Source organism: Leclercia sp. GHBNCSD, from assembly GCF_055805075.1.
This window is the reverse complement of sequence record NZ_JBQVYO010000001.1, coordinates 928,046-946,635: the sequence shown is the minus strand read 5'-3', so window position 1 is coordinate 946,635 and position 18,590 is coordinate 928,046. Positions and strand designations below refer to the sequence as shown.

General features: G+C 54.4%; 16 protein-coding genes. 4 read left to right on the top strand and 12 right to left on the bottom strand.

From position 1 onward, the window contains the following. The first annotated feature begins 319 nt into the window (after nucleotides 1-319). Nucleotides 320-1,393: a mannonate dehydratase gene (gene uxuA, locus ACT3IC_RS04585; protein WP_473476376.1), complete on the top strand. Its 1,074-nt coding sequence runs from the start codon at nucleotides 320-322 to the stop codon at nucleotides 1,391-1,393. A gap of 110 nt (nucleotides 1,394-1,503) precedes the next feature. On the opposite strand, the gene ACT3IC_RS04580 is transcribed toward uxuA, so the two are convergent. Together ACT3IC_RS04580 and ACT3IC_RS04575 are read right to left on the bottom strand one after the other, a co-directional pair. After that, a complete protein-coding gene (locus tag ACT3IC_RS04580) occupies nucleotides 1,504-3,327 on the bottom strand; it encodes a glycoside hydrolase family 15 protein (RefSeq protein WP_420193620.1) in 1,824 nt (607 codons plus the stop codon). A 150-nt stretch (nucleotides 3,328-3,477) separates the two neighbouring features. Further along, nucleotides 3,478-3,816 carry a DUF1294 domain-containing protein gene (locus ACT3IC_RS04575; RefSeq protein ID WP_103178406.1) on the bottom strand — a complete coding sequence of 113 codons (339 nt, stop codon included), beginning with the start codon at nucleotides 3,814-3,816 and terminating at the stop codon, nucleotides 3,478-3,480. A gap of 446 nt (nucleotides 3,817-4,262) precedes the next feature. On the opposite strand from ACT3IC_RS04575, the gene ACT3IC_RS04570 reads away from it, so the two are divergent. Beyond that, nucleotides 4,263-4,535: a hypothetical protein gene (locus ACT3IC_RS04570; RefSeq protein WP_103181033.1), complete on the top strand. Its 273-nt coding sequence runs from the start codon at nucleotides 4,263-4,265 to the stop codon at nucleotides 4,533-4,535. A gap of 110 nt (nucleotides 4,536-4,645) precedes the next feature. Here ACT3IC_RS04570 and ACT3IC_RS04565 read toward each other — a convergent pair whose 3' ends face one another. The 3 genes from ACT3IC_RS04565 to ACT3IC_RS04555 all read right to left on the bottom strand — a co-directional run bounded on the left by ACT3IC_RS04565 (nucleotide 4,646) and on the right by ACT3IC_RS04555 (nucleotide 9,411). Then, entirely contained in the window at nucleotides 4,646-6,331 is a 1,686-nt protein-coding gene (locus tag ACT3IC_RS04565; RefSeq protein ID WP_156653967.1) for a DUF262 domain-containing protein, read from the bottom strand. 171 nt (nucleotides 6,332-6,502) lie between these two features. Next, nucleotides 6,503-8,287 carry a diguanylate cyclase gene (locus ACT3IC_RS04560; protein WP_103178408.1) on the bottom strand — a complete coding sequence of 595 codons (1,785 nt, stop codon included), beginning with the start codon at nucleotides 8,285-8,287 and terminating at the stop codon, nucleotides 6,503-6,505. 14 nt (nucleotides 8,288-8,301) lie between these two features. Continuing rightward, entirely contained in the window at nucleotides 8,302-9,411 is a 1,110-nt protein-coding gene (locus ACT3IC_RS04555) for an AI-2E family transporter (RefSeq protein WP_103178409.1), read from the bottom strand. Between the two features lie 475 nt (nucleotides 9,412-9,886). Between ACT3IC_RS04555 and mmuP the strand changes: the two genes are divergently transcribed. Then, nucleotides 9,887-11,284 (top strand): S-methylmethionine permease, encoded by a 1,398-nt coding sequence (gene mmuP, locus ACT3IC_RS04550; protein WP_473476370.1) that lies wholly within the window; start codon nucleotides 9,887-9,889, stop codon nucleotides 11,282-11,284. Next, complete coding sequence (mmuM, locus tag ACT3IC_RS04545) at nucleotides 11,271-12,203, top strand: homocysteine S-methyltransferase (RefSeq protein WP_420193622.1); 933 nt, start codon at nucleotides 11,271-11,273, stop codon at nucleotides 12,201-12,203. Before mmuP ends, mmuM begins: the two co-directional genes overlap by 14 nt. 274 nt (nucleotides 12,204-12,477) lie before the next feature. Here the strand turns inward: mmuM and ACT3IC_RS04540 are convergent, their stop codons facing one another. The 7 genes from ACT3IC_RS04540 to ACT3IC_RS04510 form a co-directional block, all read right to left on the bottom strand. Next, complete coding sequence (locus tag ACT3IC_RS04540) at nucleotides 12,478-12,978, bottom strand: Hcp family type VI secretion system effector (protein ID WP_103178412.1); 501 nt, start codon at nucleotides 12,976-12,978, stop codon at nucleotides 12,478-12,480. A gap of 2 nt (nucleotides 12,979-12,980) precedes the next feature. Next, nucleotides 12,981-13,313: a putative T6SS immunity periplasmic lipoprotein gene (locus ACT3IC_RS04535; protein ID WP_159339691.1), complete on the bottom strand. Its 333-nt coding sequence runs from the start codon at nucleotides 13,311-13,313 to the stop codon at nucleotides 12,981-12,983. Further along, a complete protein-coding gene (locus ACT3IC_RS04530) occupies nucleotides 13,310-13,873 on the bottom strand; it encodes a type IV secretion protein Rhs (RefSeq protein ID WP_103178413.1) in 564 nt (187 codons plus the stop codon). Before ACT3IC_RS04530 ends, ACT3IC_RS04535 begins: the two co-directional genes overlap by 4 nt. Before the next feature lie 166 nt (nucleotides 13,874-14,039). Beyond that, nucleotides 14,040-14,354 carry a hypothetical protein gene (locus ACT3IC_RS04525; RefSeq protein WP_139156320.1) on the bottom strand — a complete coding sequence of 105 codons (315 nt, stop codon included), beginning with the start codon at nucleotides 14,352-14,354 and terminating at the stop codon, nucleotides 14,040-14,042. 11 nt (nucleotides 14,355-14,365) lie between these two features. Then, complete coding sequence (gene fbpC / locus ACT3IC_RS04520) at nucleotides 14,366-15,412, bottom strand: ferric ABC transporter ATP-binding protein (protein ID WP_103178415.1); 1,047 nt, start codon at nucleotides 15,410-15,412, stop codon at nucleotides 14,366-14,368. Nucleotides 15,413-15,416: 4 nt separating this feature from the next. After that, nucleotides 15,417-17,495 carry an ABC transporter permease gene (locus tag ACT3IC_RS04515; protein ID WP_473476361.1) on the bottom strand — a complete coding sequence of 693 codons (2,079 nt, stop codon included), beginning with the start codon at nucleotides 17,493-17,495 and terminating at the stop codon, nucleotides 15,417-15,419. Nucleotides 17,496-17,558: 63 nt separating this feature from the next. Further along, entirely contained in the window at nucleotides 17,559-18,590 is a 1,032-nt protein-coding gene (locus ACT3IC_RS04510) for an ABC transporter substrate-binding protein (RefSeq protein WP_032616757.1), read from the bottom strand.

Below are 18,590 nucleotides of genomic sequence, written 5' to 3'. Positions count from 1 at the left end.
TGACTCATATCATAGTCATCAAATGTTATTTATTTGTTCTTTTTGGAGAGGGTTGTGTTTATTTGTGCATTTCTGAATGTAAATAGCAGAATATATATTACATAATGCTTTTCTTATTAAAATCTTTCACAAAATAACAACCTTTCCTGCAAGGGTTATTTCTTCTAACGGGGAGGCAGGCTTCCACCGCGTTGCAGGGTAAAAGAGACGTTATTTTTCCGGCGAGGCTTGATCTCATAAAAATTACTGAATATGCTTTTTCATACTAGTATGGTACTTATTCAGAACGCGAAAACGTAACGACAAAGGTGGAAGCAAAATGCAGATGACAATGCGCTGGTTTGGGCCTCAGGAGGATAAAATTCCCCTTGAGTATATTCGACAGGTGCCCGGGGTTGAGGGTGTCGTGGGGGCATTGTATGACGTTGCGCCCGGAGAGATCTGGCCGGTGGAAAAAATTAAGGCTCTGGTAGAGCAGGCTCATGCCGCAGGGTTAACGATGGAGGTGATCGAAAGTGTCAACATCCACGATGACATCAAAATCGGCACCCCCGAGCGCGACCGTTACATTGAGAACTACAAACAAACCATCCGTAATCTGGCGGGTTTTGGCGTAAAGGTTATCTGTTATAACTTCATGCCGGTCTTTGACTGGATGAAAACAGACATGAACTACCGCCTTCCGGATGGCTCCCTGACCATGGCATTCGAAAAACAGGGGATAGATAAGACCCTGGAGGAGGTGGTGAAGGAGGTTCTGGATAATTCGAATGGTTTCGCGTTGCCAGGATGGGAACCGGAGCGTCTGGCAAAAGTGCAGGAATTATTTGCTCGCTATAACGGCGTGGATGACGACAAGCTGCGTGAAAACCTGTTTTACTTTCTGCGTGAAATTATTCCTGTTTGTGAAGAAGTTGGCGTGAAAATGGCGATCCATCCCGATGATCCTCCGTACTCTATTTTCGGACTGCCGCGAGTGGTGAAAAATTACACCGATCTGGCAATGATTTGCGATGCGGTTGACTCCCCCTCTAATGGGATAACGCTGTGTACCGGCTCTATTGCTGAAGATCCGGACAATGACGTGTACGAAATTCTGGCCGAATTCACCCGCCGTAAGCGTCTCCATTTTGCCCATGTGCGTAATATGAAGTTAATTAAGGATAAAGACTTCTACGAGTCTGCTCATCCTTCCCGGTATGGTTCACTGGATATGTATCGCGTTATGCAGGCTCTGCATGATAACGGTTTCGATGGCTATATCCGTCCGGATCATGGCCGCTTTATCTGGGGTGAAGAGGGCCGCCCGGGCTACGGTCTGTACGATCGTGCATTGGGTGTCACTTACCTGATGGGGCTGTGGGAAGCGCTGGAAAAGAAAAACAAAAATTAACTGAAAAGCGTGCTCACCTGGTGACGGCATTTCATGCTTGTCTGTTTTTGAACAGACAAGCATGATGACAGACTGTTATCCAGCGCGCTGGCGTACCACTTCCGCTCTCGCTATTTATCCTTCCGGTGATCGCTGATGGCCTGCGCCGCGCAGATCAGCGCCAGATGGCTTAACCCCTGGGGCATGTTGCCAACCCATTCGCCGGTGCGGGTATCGAACATCTCATTAAAGGTTTCGACATTGCCGCGATGGCACAGGGTATTGAGAATTTCATCCATGTTCGCTTCCGCCAGCGCCGGTTCACCCATGGAGGCCCAGGCTTCAGCCAGCCAGAAGGCGCAGGCGATAAAGGTGCTCTCCTCCTGCTCAACGCCGCTGTAGCGGTAGATCATTGCGCTGTTATGGCCCAGTTCGCGATAGATCGCCTCATAGGTGAGCTTCATGCGCTTCGGGTTGACCTTCACACCGTAGCGTGACACCAGGGTGAGTGACGCATCAAGCAGTCCACCATCGCCGCTGTAAAAGCAGTAAGACTGATGGGTTTCGGACCAGCAGTGCTCTTCAATCCAGTCGCGGATCCTGTCCCGCTCCCGCGCCCAGCGCGCTTTCCATGTGGGTTCGATATGGCTGCCCTCCGCCAGTACTACGGCGCAGTCCAGCGCCAGCCAGCAGGACATTTTTGAGTGGGTATAGTGCCGCTCTTCCGGCAGTTCCCAGATCCCCGAATCCTTCATGCGCCAGCGATCGGCGCACTGATTGGCAAGATGCCCTAAAAAGCGCGACGTGCCCGTATCCAGAATATGGCCCGCCTCGACGAACAGTTTTGCCACCCCCAGCATATCGCCATACATGCTCAGCTGGCGCTGGGTTCGGGCATTATTGCCCAGGCGTACCGGCTGCGAATCCCGGTAGCCCTGGAGCTCCGCGTACTTCTCTTCCGGCACCAGCTCGCCGTCGAGGGTGTAGCAGGCCCGCATCTCCGGGCCGTGTTTGATGATGGTTTTCGACAGCCAGGAGAAGGCCGCCTTACACTCTTCAAGGGTGCCAAGATAGGTAAAGGCTTTGATGATCAGGCAGGCATCGCGCACCCAGGCAAAACGGTAATCATAGTTTTTACTGCCACCGGGCCCCTCCGGCAGAGAGGTGGTGGCCGCCGCCGCCAGCGCGCCGGTAGGAGAGTACCAGAGGAACTTCAGCGCCAGCGCGGAGCGGATAACGTGATCTTTGTACAGGCCATCATATTTCAGCCCCTTCACCCAGTCCTGCCAGGCAGTGTGGCTGGTCTCAATGCGATTATCAATCGCCTGGATGTCCGGCACCGCCAGCGGCTCATTCAGGGTCACCAGCAGGGCGACCACCTCCCGGCTCCCTTTCTTCAGGACGATTTCCGCCTCGATCTCTTCATCATCGGCATGGGTAATGACCACGTTTTCACTGGTGTGCAGCATCGCCATCAGGTCGCCAATATGATAAACGCTGCCCTTAAAGGTATCGGAGCGCCAGGGCGAGCGGGTTTCGATCATCGTTCCGAACCGCAGATGAAGCCTGAACGTCACGGTGCCGCGCAGGCCTTCCAGACGGCGCGCCAGCTCACTCCAGGGCAGGCGGCCCGCCAGAGTACTGTTAATGGATTCGGTTAACAGAACCGTGCCGCCTTTCGTCTTATAGCGAGTTTCCAGAATGTTGCTGTCATCGCGATAGGCGCGCGAGACGGTGTATTCATCCGCAGGTGTCAGGCTGAAAAAACCACCGATGTTGGGATCCAGTAACCGGTCGAAGAGAGGCGGGGAATCGAGATTGGGCGCGCCCCACCAGTCGATCGAGCCATCCGGGGCGATGAGCGCTACCGAGCGTCCTTCGCCGATAGCAGCATAGTCCCCGAGGCCAACGAACCCGTTATCACGTTGGGGCATGTCGTATTTCGCATTTTTCAAATGAGCGATCCCTTTTCTTTGATGAACATAAAGCCTGGCATAATGCGATGAAAATCGCGCTTTCACCGATGCAGTATGTCCCTCTTCGCGTACACCTCTTTCACCAAGGCACTCCGCCATGATCTCAGGCCGTTAGCATTCATCGTCCTCTCAATAATAGTGGAGTCGCCATGCCGCCAGGACCAGCACCACGAGGTTGAGGATCACGCTTAACATAAACCAGGTTTTGAAAGGCTGCTTTTGGGTTTTATGGCGAAACAGCTGCTGGCCAAAGATCGCTCCCGGCCACCCTCCGACTACCCCGCAGATCAGCAAGGTCGACTCCGGAACCCGGCGCCAGGCTTTGCGGGCCGCGATTTTGTCGGCGCCGTAGATCATAAACGTCAGCGCGCTGGCGAGCAGAAACCACATCGCAAAAGGGTGAGGGGACAAGGCGCTGCCCGCAGCGACCAGGGCCAAAAGGAGATAACAGAGGACATTGAGGTTCATGGGAGGCAGTATCAGTCATCAATCCGAAGGGCGATGATACGCGATCCTGCCGGGAGTGTAACCGGGCTAGCCGGTTAACCGTTTGGCAAAACAGATGGCCTCGTCGCGCCCGATATAGGGGCCAAAGTGGCTTTTCCACTGCTGCCGGTATCGCTGCAAGCTCCGCGGAGAGCTGTTCAATAAGCGTCTGAGAGTCGGTAGAGGCGTACAGGATTTTTCTTTTGTTATCATTTTGCAGTAGCGGCAACAGGCTCGGCGAATAACCGTCAAACTATGTTTGAGCGCAGGTAAATTTAATTTGTGATGAGAATATCTTATTTGCAATAAATTCATTTTATTTATACATAACCTTGTTTTATATCAAACTCTTTGAAATATGCGTGAATTATTTTAGCTAAATACATAATCGCAACTTGAATAATATGAAAAATAAAAAATTACTAATAATGATGTTTACTGCATGTGCTTTTTTTATGGCGGGTAATGCAGTAGCAAAAGGTAATGCGATCTCTGATACTTCGGTTAAAAAAAAGATTATTGCTGAATCAATCGCTTCGTATCCTGGGGTATGTGCCTGTCCTTTTAATCAGGCGAGAAATGGAAGTGCATGCGGCAGACGCAGTGCGTGGAGCAAAGCAGGAGGGTATTCACCGATTTGCTACGAAAAAGAAGTCACTGCCGATATGGTTAAGCGTTGGCGTGAACAAAATCAGATCTAACGTTGCTTCCTGAATTTAAATCACTGTTCTTGATACGCTTAGACATTCGAATGCCTGTTTCCCCTTAAACTGAAATGGCGGCGGCATTATGCCACCGCCTTCCACACTGCTTACTCTTCGTCCTCCAGTAATCCCATTTCGGCGATACGTTCCTGGATCAACTGTTTGCGTTTCTCAATAAAGCGCCGGTAATTTTCCAGCTTCCATAAGGTCCTGGGGCTGCGGGGGATACAGTGCAGATCCAAAAATTCCGGGGATTGATCTTTTAGCCATGTATCGAGGGACTGGGCTCCTTTGTCGCCTGCGCCATTCTGATGGGCAGGTAACAGCATACAGTTCGCCAACTGGTCGATTTCCCAGTTTTCGTAGACACGTACCATACGGCCAGTTTCTTCATTTAAAATCTTCTCTTCTTTTAGCAGGCTACGGGCAAAAATGTGGTCAATCTGCGGTTCATGCTGAAAGCCTGAAGATTTGTATTCTCCGCCATACCACAAGTTAAACAGCAGGTGGATGTGCCCGCTACCGTAGCCGCACCAACCGAAGAGGCGCTCTTCGGTTAAATGCAGGCTACGATTGGCCGAAACGATCGCCGCACGGATCTTTTTCAGATCGAAGCTCTCCTGGTCGTCGATCACTTTTACCAGCTTATCTATAATGCCATCTGGCTGACCAGAAAAAACGCCATTCAGCAGAGCAGGCACCAGATACTGCTTTAATGCTTGCGATCTCGCTAATTTCCCCGGGAAGTGATATTGCAGATATACTAAGGGAATCAGTGCATTATAAGAGGTGAGTGCTTTGCCGGATCGAATATAGGTTTTACTGACAATCTCATCTTTCACAAACATAAGCGCTTTGGCGATAGCTGGCCAGTTTTCACTGATCTGGTTACGCACATTATCATCACGCAGTTTATCCACATCATATTTGGCACCAAAGCCCAGCAGCGTGGTGCTAAGTTTAATCAGAAAATCGCGGGAGAAGTTGAAGCGGCCGTTATCATTAATCTTCTCCAGAAAGTCTTCAAAGATAACGTCAGCGTCAGACCACTCGGTGGAGAGCAGCGTAAACATTAGATCTGATTTGCTTAACCTTGTACCGCCTGAGTTCGCCCGAATAAAGACCTCAACCACATCGTCAAAATCAAGTTCGCTGTCGTCTTCGCTGCTGTCAATCACGTGATAAAGCAACTTACCTTCATTACTAAACTCTTTACCTGCACGACTAATATTGATTGTCGCCTGTTCTCGCTCTTTCGCGCTTAGTTCCAGCTTTTCTTCTTCAATGCGCTGGCTGAGAATCTGTTCGGGTAATTTTTTGGTGTAGACAATGTCTGACATGACCATCCATGGCCAGGAGCTTGTGGCGGCATCCTGAAACTCAAACTGATAGCGAATTTCTTCATTGCTTGTCGATGTACCACTCAGCACATTGAAATGGAGTACTTTACCGTCAATGCTACCTTTCAACGCCAGATAAAAACTTTGTAAGCGCTGCTGGCCGTCCAGAACCAGCCATTTCGACTTCGTTTTGCCGTGATGATAGTGATCTTTTAAATCGACCTTGCCGTCGTTGAAATTCTCTATAAATTTACGGTGCTTAATTTCTTCGCGGGTTTTCCAGAACAGCAGGGAGGAGAGGGGATATTGCCGCATGACAGAGTCGAACAGGCGGGCTATTTGATCGGTATTCCAGACAAACTGTCGCTGAATATTTGGCAACCAAAGCCCGCCACCATCGGCTTCGTTATTATTAATTTCCTGAATCATCGCCTTGATTGATTTACTGGGCATTGCACTCTTCCTTGTCGTTGCGCACACGAATGCGGCATTGAATTTGGCTTAAGGGTATCAAGGGGCATTATCGGCAACGGGAAGATAATATTTAGCGTGAAGGCAGAAAAACGTTCTCAGTGTCAGAGGGCAAGCAATAATTTATCTGCATCTTTTACTTTGAGCAAACCGTTAACCCCCCTCCAGCATCCCAAAGCTGACGATCCTTGAACGCCCCAGCTCTTTCGCCCGGTAGAGCGCCACGTCGGCGGCACGCAGCAGGTTATCGCCCTGAGCGTGCTGCGGATAGCTGGCAATACCGATCGATACATCAACCGGGCCGATCTCCGAGAGCTCATAACGCAGCGTCAGGTTATGCACAGCGGTATGAATTTCACTGGCGCAGGTAAACGCCGTCTCTTCATCCGCGCCCGGCAGCAGGGCCAGAAACTCCTCGCCGCCATAGCGGAACGCCATGCCTTTGTCGCTTACTGCACGCTGGACAATGGTCGCCACGCTTTTAATCACCAGGTCTCCCGCGTCGTGGCCCAGTCTGTCGTTGATGGCTTTAAAGTAATCGATATCGATCATCAGGCAGCTTAATGGCGTACCGCTGTGCATCGCCTGGTTTATCTGGGTGCGCAGAGCATCTTCCAGATGGTGGCGGTTACGCAAGCCAGTCAGCGGGTCGAACAACGCTTTCTCCAGCAGGGCATCACGCAGGCGCTGGTTGGCCAGCGCCAGACCGAGCGCCTCGGCCATCAGCTCCAGATAGGCGCGGGATGGAGCCATCGCCGGGGTCACGTTCTGGAACGAGAGCAGGCCGATGGTCTCGCCCTGGGCAATCAGGGGAACGCAGAGCGCATGGCTGGCACAGGCGTCGGGGAGGTGGTAACAGGTAATATCCGGCTCGCCGGTTACTGGCGGATGACTCTGCCCGCGGCGCACGGCCCAGCACTGGTCCGGATGGAAGGGATCGGACTCACCCTGCGGGTCGAGCCATTCGGCGGCACAGTGCATCTGCCACGGCTCCCTTTCGAGAAGCCAGAGCTGTCCGGGAATGCCCGGCGCTATGCCGGGCGCGAACAGTTGCGCCACGTTCAGGACATCCTCGACGGACTCGCACCCTTGCAGCCGCTGCGTCATTCGCGCCAGCAGCTCGCGGATCGCCCAGTCGGCATCACGCTCTTTTTCCAGCCGCTGCCGTACCAGACCGTTTTCACGAAAGATACGGATCGCCTGGGCCATATCGCCAATCTCGTCGATCTGCCGGTAATCCGGGGCTTCGACCCCATAATCCTGAGACGCCAGTCGGTTGACCACATCACTCAGGCGCACCACCGGGCGCAGCACCCGGCGTTTGAGGATAAAACCGAGCACAAACAAAAACATTAGTGCGGTCAGGCCGACCATCACCTCGGAGAGGGTACGCAGCGCGCGGGATTTTGCCGTGGCATCCTCAATTGCCACATTGGTGCGGCGGTCCAGCATCTGACGAAAATGATCGAGCTGATTCTGGACCTGCTCCAGCTCGCTCTCGTAACGCTCGTTATAAAGCAGTTCAATGGCCTGAGGCTGCTGCCCGCGCCCGACGCTGGCGATAGCACTCTGTTGCTCATCCTGCAGCGCATCGGCCATCTGCAAACCTTCGTGCAGCAGCGCCAGCTCTTCATCACTGGCACCCGCATCTTTCAGCTTTTGCAGGCGATGCTCAATTCTGACCATCGTTTCCGCTTTCTGGCGGTACTCCTCTGCCACCGCGGGATCCTGTTTAATGACGTACAACCGCGCCAGGTCGGAGAGCGCCCAGGCGTCAACTTCCACCTCTTCGGTGAGCTGATCGAAGACGTAGCGCTGTTCAACGGCCTGCCGCTCAACGCTTTCGGCGCTGGAGGCCATCAACATAGCCACGCCGGAAGCGATAGTCAGACAAACCGTGGCACCGTATGCCCAGTTAGTGATAGTGGCGATACGCACGTCTTATTCCTTCTTCATAAATCAGGCGAATTTTTCCCTTCCTCGATAATCGCATCGTCAATCTCTTCGGCATTACCGGCATGATCGCGACCCGAAAGCAGGTTCCAGCAGGCGATAAACAGGGCGGCGATTAACGGACCAATCACAAAACCGTTGATGCCGTAAATCTCCATCCCGCCGAGGGTAGTGATGAGGATAAGATAATCGGGCATTTTGGTGTCTTTTCCCACCAGCAGCGGGCGCAGCAGGTTATCCACCAGCCCCACCACCAGCACAAAGAAGCCGACGATAAACAGGCCCTGCCATAGCTGATGGGTGGCGAAGAGGAAAATAGCTGCCGGTACCCAGACGATGGCCGAGCCGACCGCCGGGATCAGCGACAGGAACGCAATCAGCGCCCCCCACAAGATACTGCCATTAATACCGACTATCCAGAAGGCGATACCGCCCAGCACACCCTGGACCAGGGCCACCACGGCCGTGCCTTTTACCGTCGCTCGGGCAACCCCGGCAAATTTGGCAAACAGATGGTGTTTGGCGAAATTCGACAGCGGCAGGCTGTCGAGGATCTGGCGCACCAGCCACGGGCCATCTTTCAACAGGAAAAAGAGCAGATAGACCATCACGCCAAAGCTGATGGCGAAGCCAAAGGTGCCTTTACCAATCAGGAAGGCGCTGCCGGCAAGATATTGCCCGCCGCGTAACGCCGCTTCAGAGAGCTTTTGCTGGATCTGCGCGGCAGTGTCGAGATCATGCTCGATCATCAGCGCGCGCAGCCAGTCTGGCAGGTGAGAGAAGAGACCAGCGAACACCCCGGAAAATTGGGTGTCGTTCTGCTGCAGGCGCGTGTAAACAATATTGAGTTCAAAGGCTAATGAGGAAAAGATCACCATCAGCGGAATAAAGACGATGAGGCAGATAAGCAGCACGCTCAGCAGCGCCGCCAGCCCGTTGCGATCCCCCAGTTTGATACGCAGGGTGTTTTTGACCGGGTAGAAAATCACCGCCAGGATAGCAGCCCACAGAATGGCCGAGAAGTAGGGCGACAGCACATCAAAAAACGCCCATGAGACCATCAGCAGTATCAGTATGAAGAAACCTTTGGTCAGTCCGTTAAATCGCATCAGCTCATCCTTTTTTAATGAAACACTACGACTATAGAGTGTTTTACGTAATTTAACATATTGCGATCTTCTGCCGGGTGGCGGCTGCGCCTTACCCGGCCTACGTGAATGAGTAGGCCCGCGCAAGCGCAGCGCCGCCGGGCAAGGCCCGCACACCCGCCAGTCCGTAGGCCCGTGCAAGCGCAGCGCCGCCGGGCGACAGGCCGCACCACTCGCCAGTTTAGCGGCTAATAAACAGATACCACTTTCGCCTGACCGACGTGGGGCCCGGTGCGGTACATGCTGTAAGTAGCGATTTGCAGGAGGTGTCCTATGGCATGGCGACCCTATCTCTACGTGATTTATACGGTGCGGCCCCGTTTAAGCGCCCGTCGCGCGCGTCTTCGTCTGGTGCATGGCTAGCAATTTGTTAAGAATCGCGGTATAAACACACCTTCTTTTGGATGTTTAGATGTCCATACGTATAGAAGGTGATATGCAAACAGAACAAAACGGACAGCTACAGCGCACCATGAAGACTCGCCACCTGATCATGCTGTCGCTTGGCGGCGTGATTGGCACCGGGCTCTTTTTTAATACGGGTTACATTATTTCCACCACCGGAGCGGCGGGCACGCTGCTGGCCTATCTGATTGGCGCGCTGGTGGTCTGGCTGGTGATGCAGTGCCTCGGCGAACTCTCCGTGGCGATGCCGGAGACCGGCGCCTTTCACGTCTATGCCGCACGCTATCTCGGCCCGGCAACCGGCTACACCGTGGCGTGGCTCTACTGGCTCACCTGGACGGTAGCGCTGGGATCGAGCTTTACCGCCGCCGGATTCTGCATGCAGTACTGGTTCCCGCAGGTGCCGGTCTGGGTGTGGTGCGTACTCTTCTGCACGGTCATTTTTGCCCTCAACGTCATCTCGACCCGCTTCTTTGCCGAAGGGGAGTTCTGGTTCTCGCTGGTCAAAGTGATCACCATCATCGCCTTTATTGTTCTGGGCGGCGCGGCCATCTTTGGCTTTATCCCGATGCAGGACGGTTCTCCCGCGCCGGGGCTCAGCAACCTTACCGCCGAAGGCTGGTTCCCGCACGGCGGCCTGCCGATCCTGATGACCATGGTGGCGGTTAACTTTGCCTTCTCCGGCACCGAGCTAATCGGCATTGCGGCGGGTGAAACCGAAAACCCGCACAAGGTGATTCCTGTCGCCATTCGCACCACCATTGCGCGGCTGATCATCTTCTTTATTGGCACCGTATTTGTGCTGGCGGCGCTGATCCCGATGCAGCAGGCCGGGGTGGAAAAAAGCCCGTTCGTGCTGGTGTTTGAGAAGGTGGGCATTCCGTATGCCGCAGATATTGTTAACTTTGTCATCCTGACGGCGATCCTCTCGGCGGCCAACTCTGGCCTGTATGCTTCCGGGCGGATGCTGTGGTCCCTGTCGAATGAAAATACCCTGCCGCGCTGCTTTGCCCGGGTGAATAAAAATGGCGTGCCGCTGACGGCGCTGTCGGTGTCGATGCTCGGCGGCGTGCTGGCGCTCTTCTCAAGCGTAGTGGCCCCGGATACGGTGTTTGTCGCGCTGTCGGCGATTTCCGGTTTTGCGGTGGTGGCAGTGTGGATCAGCATCTGCGCCTCGCACTTTGTCTTCCGCCGTCGCCATCTGCAGGCGGGCAAACCGCTTGGCGATCTGCACTACCGCGCCCCGTGGTATCCGCTGGTGCCGGTGCTGGGCTTTATCCTCTGCCTGGTGGCCTGCGTCGGCCTGGCCTTTGACCCGAGCCAGCGCATTGCCCTTTACTGTGGTTTGCCGTTTGTGGCGCTCTGCTATGGCGCATACTACCTTACTCAAAATCTGAAAACCCAGGAGCCTGAACATGTCGCAGAATAATCCGCTTACCGCCCTCCTTGAAAGCCAGCCCTTTGTGGTGCTGGACGGTGCGATGGCAACGGAGCTGGAAGCGCGCGGCTGTAACCTGGCCGACAGCCTGTGGTCGGCGAAAGTATTAATGGAGAACCCGGAGCTGATCCGCGACGTACACCTCGACTACTTCCGTGCCGGGGCGCAGGTGGCGATCACCGCCAGCTATCAGGCCACGCCGGAGGGGTTTGCCGCCCGCGGGCTGGACGAGGCGCACTCCCGGGCGCTGATTAGCAAAAGCGTTGAGCTGGCGCGCAAGGCGCGGGAAGCGTATCTGGCGGAAAACCCGCAGGCCGGCACGCGGCTGGTGGCCGGTTCGGTCGGGCCCTATGGCGCATTCCTGGCGGACGGGTCGGAATACCGCGGCGATTATGTACGCAGCGCAGAGGTCTTTACCGCCTTTCATCGTCCGCGGGTAGAGGCGTTGCTGGATGCCGGGGCGGATCTGCTGGCCTGCGAAACCCTGCCATCGTTTGCTGAAATTAAGGCTCTGGCGGATCTGCTGACGGCCTACCCGCGCGCCCGGGCGTGGTTCTCGTTTACGCTGCGCGACAGCGAGCACCTGAGCGACGGCACGCCGCTGCGCGAGGTGGTGTCGGTGCTGGCGACTTATCCGCAGGTGATTGCGCTGGGGATTAACTGTATCGCGCTGGAGAAGACCACTAGCGCGCTGCAACACCTGCAAAGCCTGACCGCGTTACCGCTGGTGGTCTATCCGAACTCGGGCGAGCATTACGATGCGGTGAGCAAAACCTGGCATCATCACGGGGAAGCGTGCGAGACGCTGGCGGGGTATTTGCCGCAGTGGTTAGCGGCAGGGGCGAAGCTGATTGGGGGGTGTTGCAGGACGACGCCGAAGGATATTGCTGAGATTACTGCCCGGCGCTGAGAATAGCGCTGCACTATCGGTTTCGGTTGAAGAACTTTCGTTAAAAATTCATTGCTCGGGCGGCTCTCTCTTCATTGATGGAGAGGGCTGGAGTGATGAGGGAACGTTCGACTGAAGAGGGGGCCTTTCACCATACGTTGCTTGCTTTAAGGACCTAAGAAATATTGTGGAGCCTTTGTCCCTATGGGAGAGGCAGCAAATACGAAAACGGCAACCAAATTTGTAATGCCAGTCATTTAAGCCACTGACTGGCTCTACGATTGCCCCATTTACTTTATTTTTGCGTCTCATTCGGTTTTGCTGGCTTCATCCATGCATCATCATATTTAATATTTCCTCTTACATAATTCCATTCAATACCTCGGAATCTAAGTCCCACTACTTCATGCATGTTCGGGGTAGTACTACCAGGATAATAAACATGAGTGAAATCTACAGAAGAAACGACAACACCCTCTAGCTTAATATTATAAATCTCCGTCTCTATTCCTGCTTCTACGATTTCATAATATTTAAGCACCGCTTTTTGAAATCTCTTTTGCTCACACACAGCGATAGCAAAGAAAGGGCTGGTTTTATCAAGTTGTTTATGAATTACTACAGGACTATGTTGTCTACATCCTGTCATGTTTCCTGTATTGCTGTCTACTGGCTGCCTTACGCCGTAACTACTATTCATAACTTCTATTGCACCCTCACGGCCTAAAGCCATGCAATCTCCTGGAATTTGCATTCCATTTTCATCATACAGAAATAAATAAGCTGGTAGTGACATAATTATCTGTTCCCATCGTTGTCGATAAAGAATGAATCAGAATAACTGACTCCATTTAAATTATATGCAATATTGTAGTTATATCCCTTTGGCAATTTAACGTTTACACATGTGTCAGGATAGGATAAAGATATATTATCTTTTGCTTCTATAACTGTGTATTTTTTATTTGGCCAATAGTAAATGCTATAACGTTTTAGAATATCACTCTTGTTTATAGTAAAGCAGATGGTGTTATCTTGCATATACACGCTACGATGTATTGATGCTGGTTTTCCTCCACCAGGGCAACCCGTAAGGATAACAATAAAAGGTAATGTGAGTAATCTCTTCATCCCGGAAATCCTTTCAGGACTGATTTGTATTTTCTAATGAGTTCATAAGTGGATACATTCGGATGATAATCTCTATATTCTGTTAAATATAACGTATCACTATTAAATCCATAGGTAAGAAGTAGCCAATAATCGCTGGCAATTGATGCTTGTTGTTCTAGCCCATAATGGAGGAAATCAGCTTTGTCTAAACTGTAACTATAATCAGCCAGGCGAGAGAATAACCCTCTGGTTCTCACAAACATTCCCTTTTGTGCTTGCCATGCATGAACCATTTCATGCATAAATCTGTGTTTCTTCTGCAGGTCTCTTTCTAAAGAAAAATCCGGTGAATAGGTTCCCTCTCTAAACCATAATTCGCCGTCAGGAGCCATTGCAACATCTACAGGTTGCAGGTTGAATGGTAAATACCCTTCACGATGTACCCAAATGCGGCTATAGATCAGACTTCCACCAAATAAAGTCCTGGCTAATGCAATTTCACCTATCGTTAGTTGTCTGACGCCACCAGGTACAATCGGTGTTCCTGATGTGGGTTTTATACTTTCATCAACTGGCATTTAGTATCCCTCTAATTGCTGTTGGTTTTGTATGTTAATCGTACAGTATGCGACAGGCGAGAGGAAGCGTGGTTTACAGAAAAGTGCTTAAAATTAAAAGGCTTTAAGTGAAACAGGTAATGGCAACCGTAGGCCCGGCAAGCGCAGCGCCGCCGGGCATTAATCATTACGCCAGGAGTTCAATTACCCCCTCATCGGTTCTGAGCCAGCGCGGCATCTTGAGCGTATCGGCGTAGAAACTGACCCGTTCTCCGGGCAGATTCTGGATGACTCTTTCCACGTCCGTGGTGAGCGAGCCACTGATCAACTGCTGGGTCAGTACCTGGCAGTAGCGCCCGAGGTGATCGGCCTCGGGCTCAAACACAGGGAGACGGGTCGGGAAATCCTTTACCGTCAGGCTTTCTTTTAACGCCTCCGGAACCACCACCGGAGCCGCACGCTCCCCCTCACCCCAGCCCTCTCCCACAGGAAGAGGGAACAAAACGGTGCCGTTTACGCCGCATCTGCCAGCACAAACATCCCATACGGATGGATCTCCAGGAAATACGCTTCCCCCACGTCCGGCTGCAGCCTTGTCGCGTTCACCTGCAACAAAATCTCCTGGCCGTGCCACTCCACAATTACCTCATACTGCGGCCCCATATAGGCGACGTGGCGGATCACGCAGCGCTGACTCGTCTCGCCGTGCTGGCTCAGGGTGATCGCCTCCGGACGCACCCCAACGGTGCCAGCCCCCTGGGCGGCAAAGTGGAGCGGGCGGGGCAGGCGATAGCCGTGGATCGCCACGTAATCCTGGGTGAAGGTGGCCGGGAAAAGGTTGGCATCGCCCATAAAGCTCGCCATAAAGCGCGACGCGGGCTGGCGATAGAGATCCTGCGGGGAGCCAATCTGCATGATGTTGCCCTTGTTCATCACCAGCACGGTGTCCGAGACCGCAAACGCCTCGCTCTGGTCGTGGGTCACATACAGCGAGGTGATGTTGAACTGCTTTTGCAGCTCGCGGATCTTATCCCGCATGCTGCGCCGCAGGTTGGCGTCGAGGTTACTCAGCGGCTCATCAAACAGCAGCACTTTCGGTTTGAGGATCAGGGCGCGGGCGAGCGCCACGCGCTGCTGCTGGCCGCCGGAGATCTGATCCACATAGCGGTCTTCGAAGCCCTCCAGATCCACCATCGCCAGCGCCTCTTTGACGCGGGATTTGATCTCCGCGCGCGACACGCCGAGCATCTTCAGGCCGTAGCCGACGTTCTCTCCCAGCGACATGTGCGGGAAGAGGGCGTAAGACTGGAATACCATGCAGATATCACGCTGCTGAATGGAGCGGTGGGTCACGTCTTCGCCGTCGATGAGGATCTGTCCGTCGGTGGGTTTTTCCAGCCCCGCCACCAGACGCAGCACCGTGGTTTTGCCGCAGCCGGAGGGGCCGAGCAGGGTCACCATCTGCCCCTGGGGGATCGCCAGGTTGATGTTTTCAATCACCGTGTTGGCGCCAAAGCGCTTGGTCACGTTACGCAGTTCAACGAAATGTTTCTGAGTCATAGTGTTACGCCTGGTTTTTGGCTTTTGATCGGGAGATACGCGCCTCACCGATGAGCCAGTCAAAGAGGAAAATGATCGCCAGCATGACCACAATCAGGATCGAGCCGTAGGCAATCGCCACGCCGTATTCACCGTCTTCCACGCGGTTCAGAATGTAGGCCGTTGCCACCCGGGTATCCGGCGTGACGAGGAACACAATGGCGCTGACGGTGGTAATGGCGCGCACAAAGCTGTAGATCAGCGCCGACAGAATGGCCGGGCGCAGCAGCGGCAGCAGAATATGCGTAATGGTGCGCAGGCTCCCGGCGCGCAGGCTCAGCGAGGCTTCGTCCAGCGATTTATCGATCTGGCCCAAACCCGCGATCCCGGCGCGAATGCCCACCGGCACGTTACGCATCACCATGGAGATAATGACGATGGCGGCGGTGCCGGTCAGGTAGACCGGGGCGCTGTTAAAGGCGAGGATGTATGACACCCCCGCCACGGTACCCGGTACCGCAAAGCAGAGCATGGTAGTGAACTCGATGGTCTTTTTACCCCTGAACTGCTGGCGCACCACCACCCAGGCGATCAGCAGACCGAAGGCGGCGGTGATCGGTGCCGCAATCCCGGCGTAGAGCAGGGTATCGAGCAGTGAAGGCCATGCCCCGTCGCTAATCCCTTGGCCGAAGAGCTTGATAAAGTTATCCAGCGTCAGGGTGTAATCCACCCCCCAGTTGACGGTAAAGCTGCCGTAGAAAATGCTGCCGTAAAGCAGGGCGTTAAAGGCGATCCACACCGCCAGCAGGGCAACCACGCTCCACACCAGGGTGACCGGCAGGGGCTGGACGTCGCCGCGGTAGGACTTGCCGGAGACGGTGACGTAGGAGCGCTTGCCGATCCACATATACTGAATGCAGAACACCAGCAGGGAGAAGAGCAGCAGAAAGGCGCCGAGGGTGCTGGCGGCCTGATAGTCGAGCTGAGAGCCGGTGATGTAGAAGTAGATCTGCGTCGCCAGCACGTCGAAGTTACCCCCCAGCACCAGCGGGTTACTGAAGTCGGCCAGCGACTGGACGATGACAATCAAAAAGGCGTTGGCCAGCGCGGGCTTGAGCAGCGGGACAAAGACGCCGTTAAAGGTCTGCCAGCGGCTGGCGCGCAGGGTGTACGACGCCTCCTCCAGCGACGGATGAATGGTCTTGATCGCCCCGTCGAGGATCATAAAGGCCATCGGCGTAAAGGCCAGCACTTGCGCCAGCCAGATACCGGTGAAGCCATACAGCCAGTTGGTATTGGTCAGCCCAAACCAGTCCACCATCAGCTCCGTAATATAGCCGGAGCGACCCATCATCAGCGTCACGCCGAGACCTACCACGAACGGCGGGGTAACAATCGGCAGGATGGAGAAAATACGGCCAATAATGGCGCTGCGTCTGGCGATGCGGGTGGTGTAGATCGCCAGCACCAGGCCGAAGAAGGTGCAGCCGATGCCGACGGCGATCGAGAGCAGGATCGAGTTGATGATCACCTGGATGATATGCGCCTGGGAGAGCACATTCATAAACGCCAGCGGCGCGAACTCCCCGGCGTCGTTGGTGAACATCGGAATAAAGATGGCGATGCTCGGCCAGACGATAAAGATGCCGATCAGGGCGACGATGGTAATCAGCGAGCCGATGACAAAGCGGTCGCCGCCCAGCCACTCGAGGCGGGTCAGGGCCAGGGTCATGATCGCCCCCAGCGCTACAAACAGCACGATGATGGCGTAGCCCAGGCCGCGTCCTTCGAGGGTGGCGCTGATGACCACAAAGGCCATGCACAGCAGCGCCCAGCCGGCGTCGAGGTAGTGGCGGCTACGCTGCTCGCGCTTCGCCTCGGTGAACGGGCGCACCAGCAGCAGGGTGGGGAGCAGATACCACAGCCAGCTGATGTTGAAGTGAGACCAACTGTAGGCGTCGAGGATCTCGTCGCCGGTGGACTCCAGCAGGCCGTAATCCAGGCTCCAGCTCGGCAGAAGGGCAAACGCCAGCCAGCTAACAAAAACCCAAAGGAAGACCGCATCCCGTTTTTTTACGGGATGGAGAGCGAGTGTCTGTGACATAGGTATTCCGGTGTTGTAGGCCGGGTAAGCGTAGCGCCACCCGGCAAAGGAGCAATAGCGGGCTTATTTACCCATCTTCACGTCGCTGACCCACTTGTTGATCAACGCTTTACGCACGTCCGTCGATCCGTACTTATCCATGTCGTAGCTGATGAGCTTCAGGTCATCGAGCTTCAGCGAGTTCGGCGAGGTCTCTGCGGTGGTGTTGGTCAGGATCTGATAGGACTTGCCCTGCTTCCACGCCAGCTCCTGGGCCTCTTTCGACAGCACCCAATCCACGAAGAGCTTCGCGTTCTCTTCGTTGCGCGCCCCTTTCAGGATGCTGACGCCGCCAATCTCATACCCGGTGCCTTCGCAGGGGGAGATCAGCTCCAGCGGTGCGCCCTGCTCTTTTTCCAGCGAGTAGTCGTGCAGGAAGCCGATGCCGATGGCCGTTTCACCGCGGGCGGCGTTACGCGCCGGGGCGATGCCCGATTTGGTGTACTGGGAGACGTTGCCGTTCAGCTGTTTGAGGTAGTCGAAAGCCTGGTCTTCCCCCCACAGCTGGACGAAGGTCGCCAGCGCGGTATAGGCGGTGCCGGAGCTTTGCGGATCGGCAATCTGGATCTCGCCCTTGTACTCCGGTTTGGTCAGATCTTTCCAGCACTGCGGTACCGGCAGGTTTTTCTCTTTCAGGCGCTGGGTGTTGACGCCAAAGCCCAGAATGCCCACGTACACCGCAGAGGAGAGGTTGCCTTTCACCTTGGCCGGATCGCGGAATTTCTCCATGATCTGCTCCAGGTTTTTCGATTTGTACGGCTGCAGCAGCCCCATCTCACCGGCCTGAGACTGCGGGTCCAGGGTGCCGCCGTACCAGACGTCAGCCTGCGGGTTTTTCTTCTCGGCATCCACTTTCGCCAGCGTACTGCCGGAGCCGTTGCGGATAAACGAGGTTTTGACGTCGTACTTGTCGCCAAACGCTTTGGTTTCGGCCTCGCACATTTCGTTGGTGGCGCTGCAGTAGACCACCAGGCGGCCTTTGGCCTGTGCGGCACCGGTTAAGGTTGCCAGCGCGATCCCGGAAGCAATGAGGGTAGAGAGAAGCGTTGTTTTCAT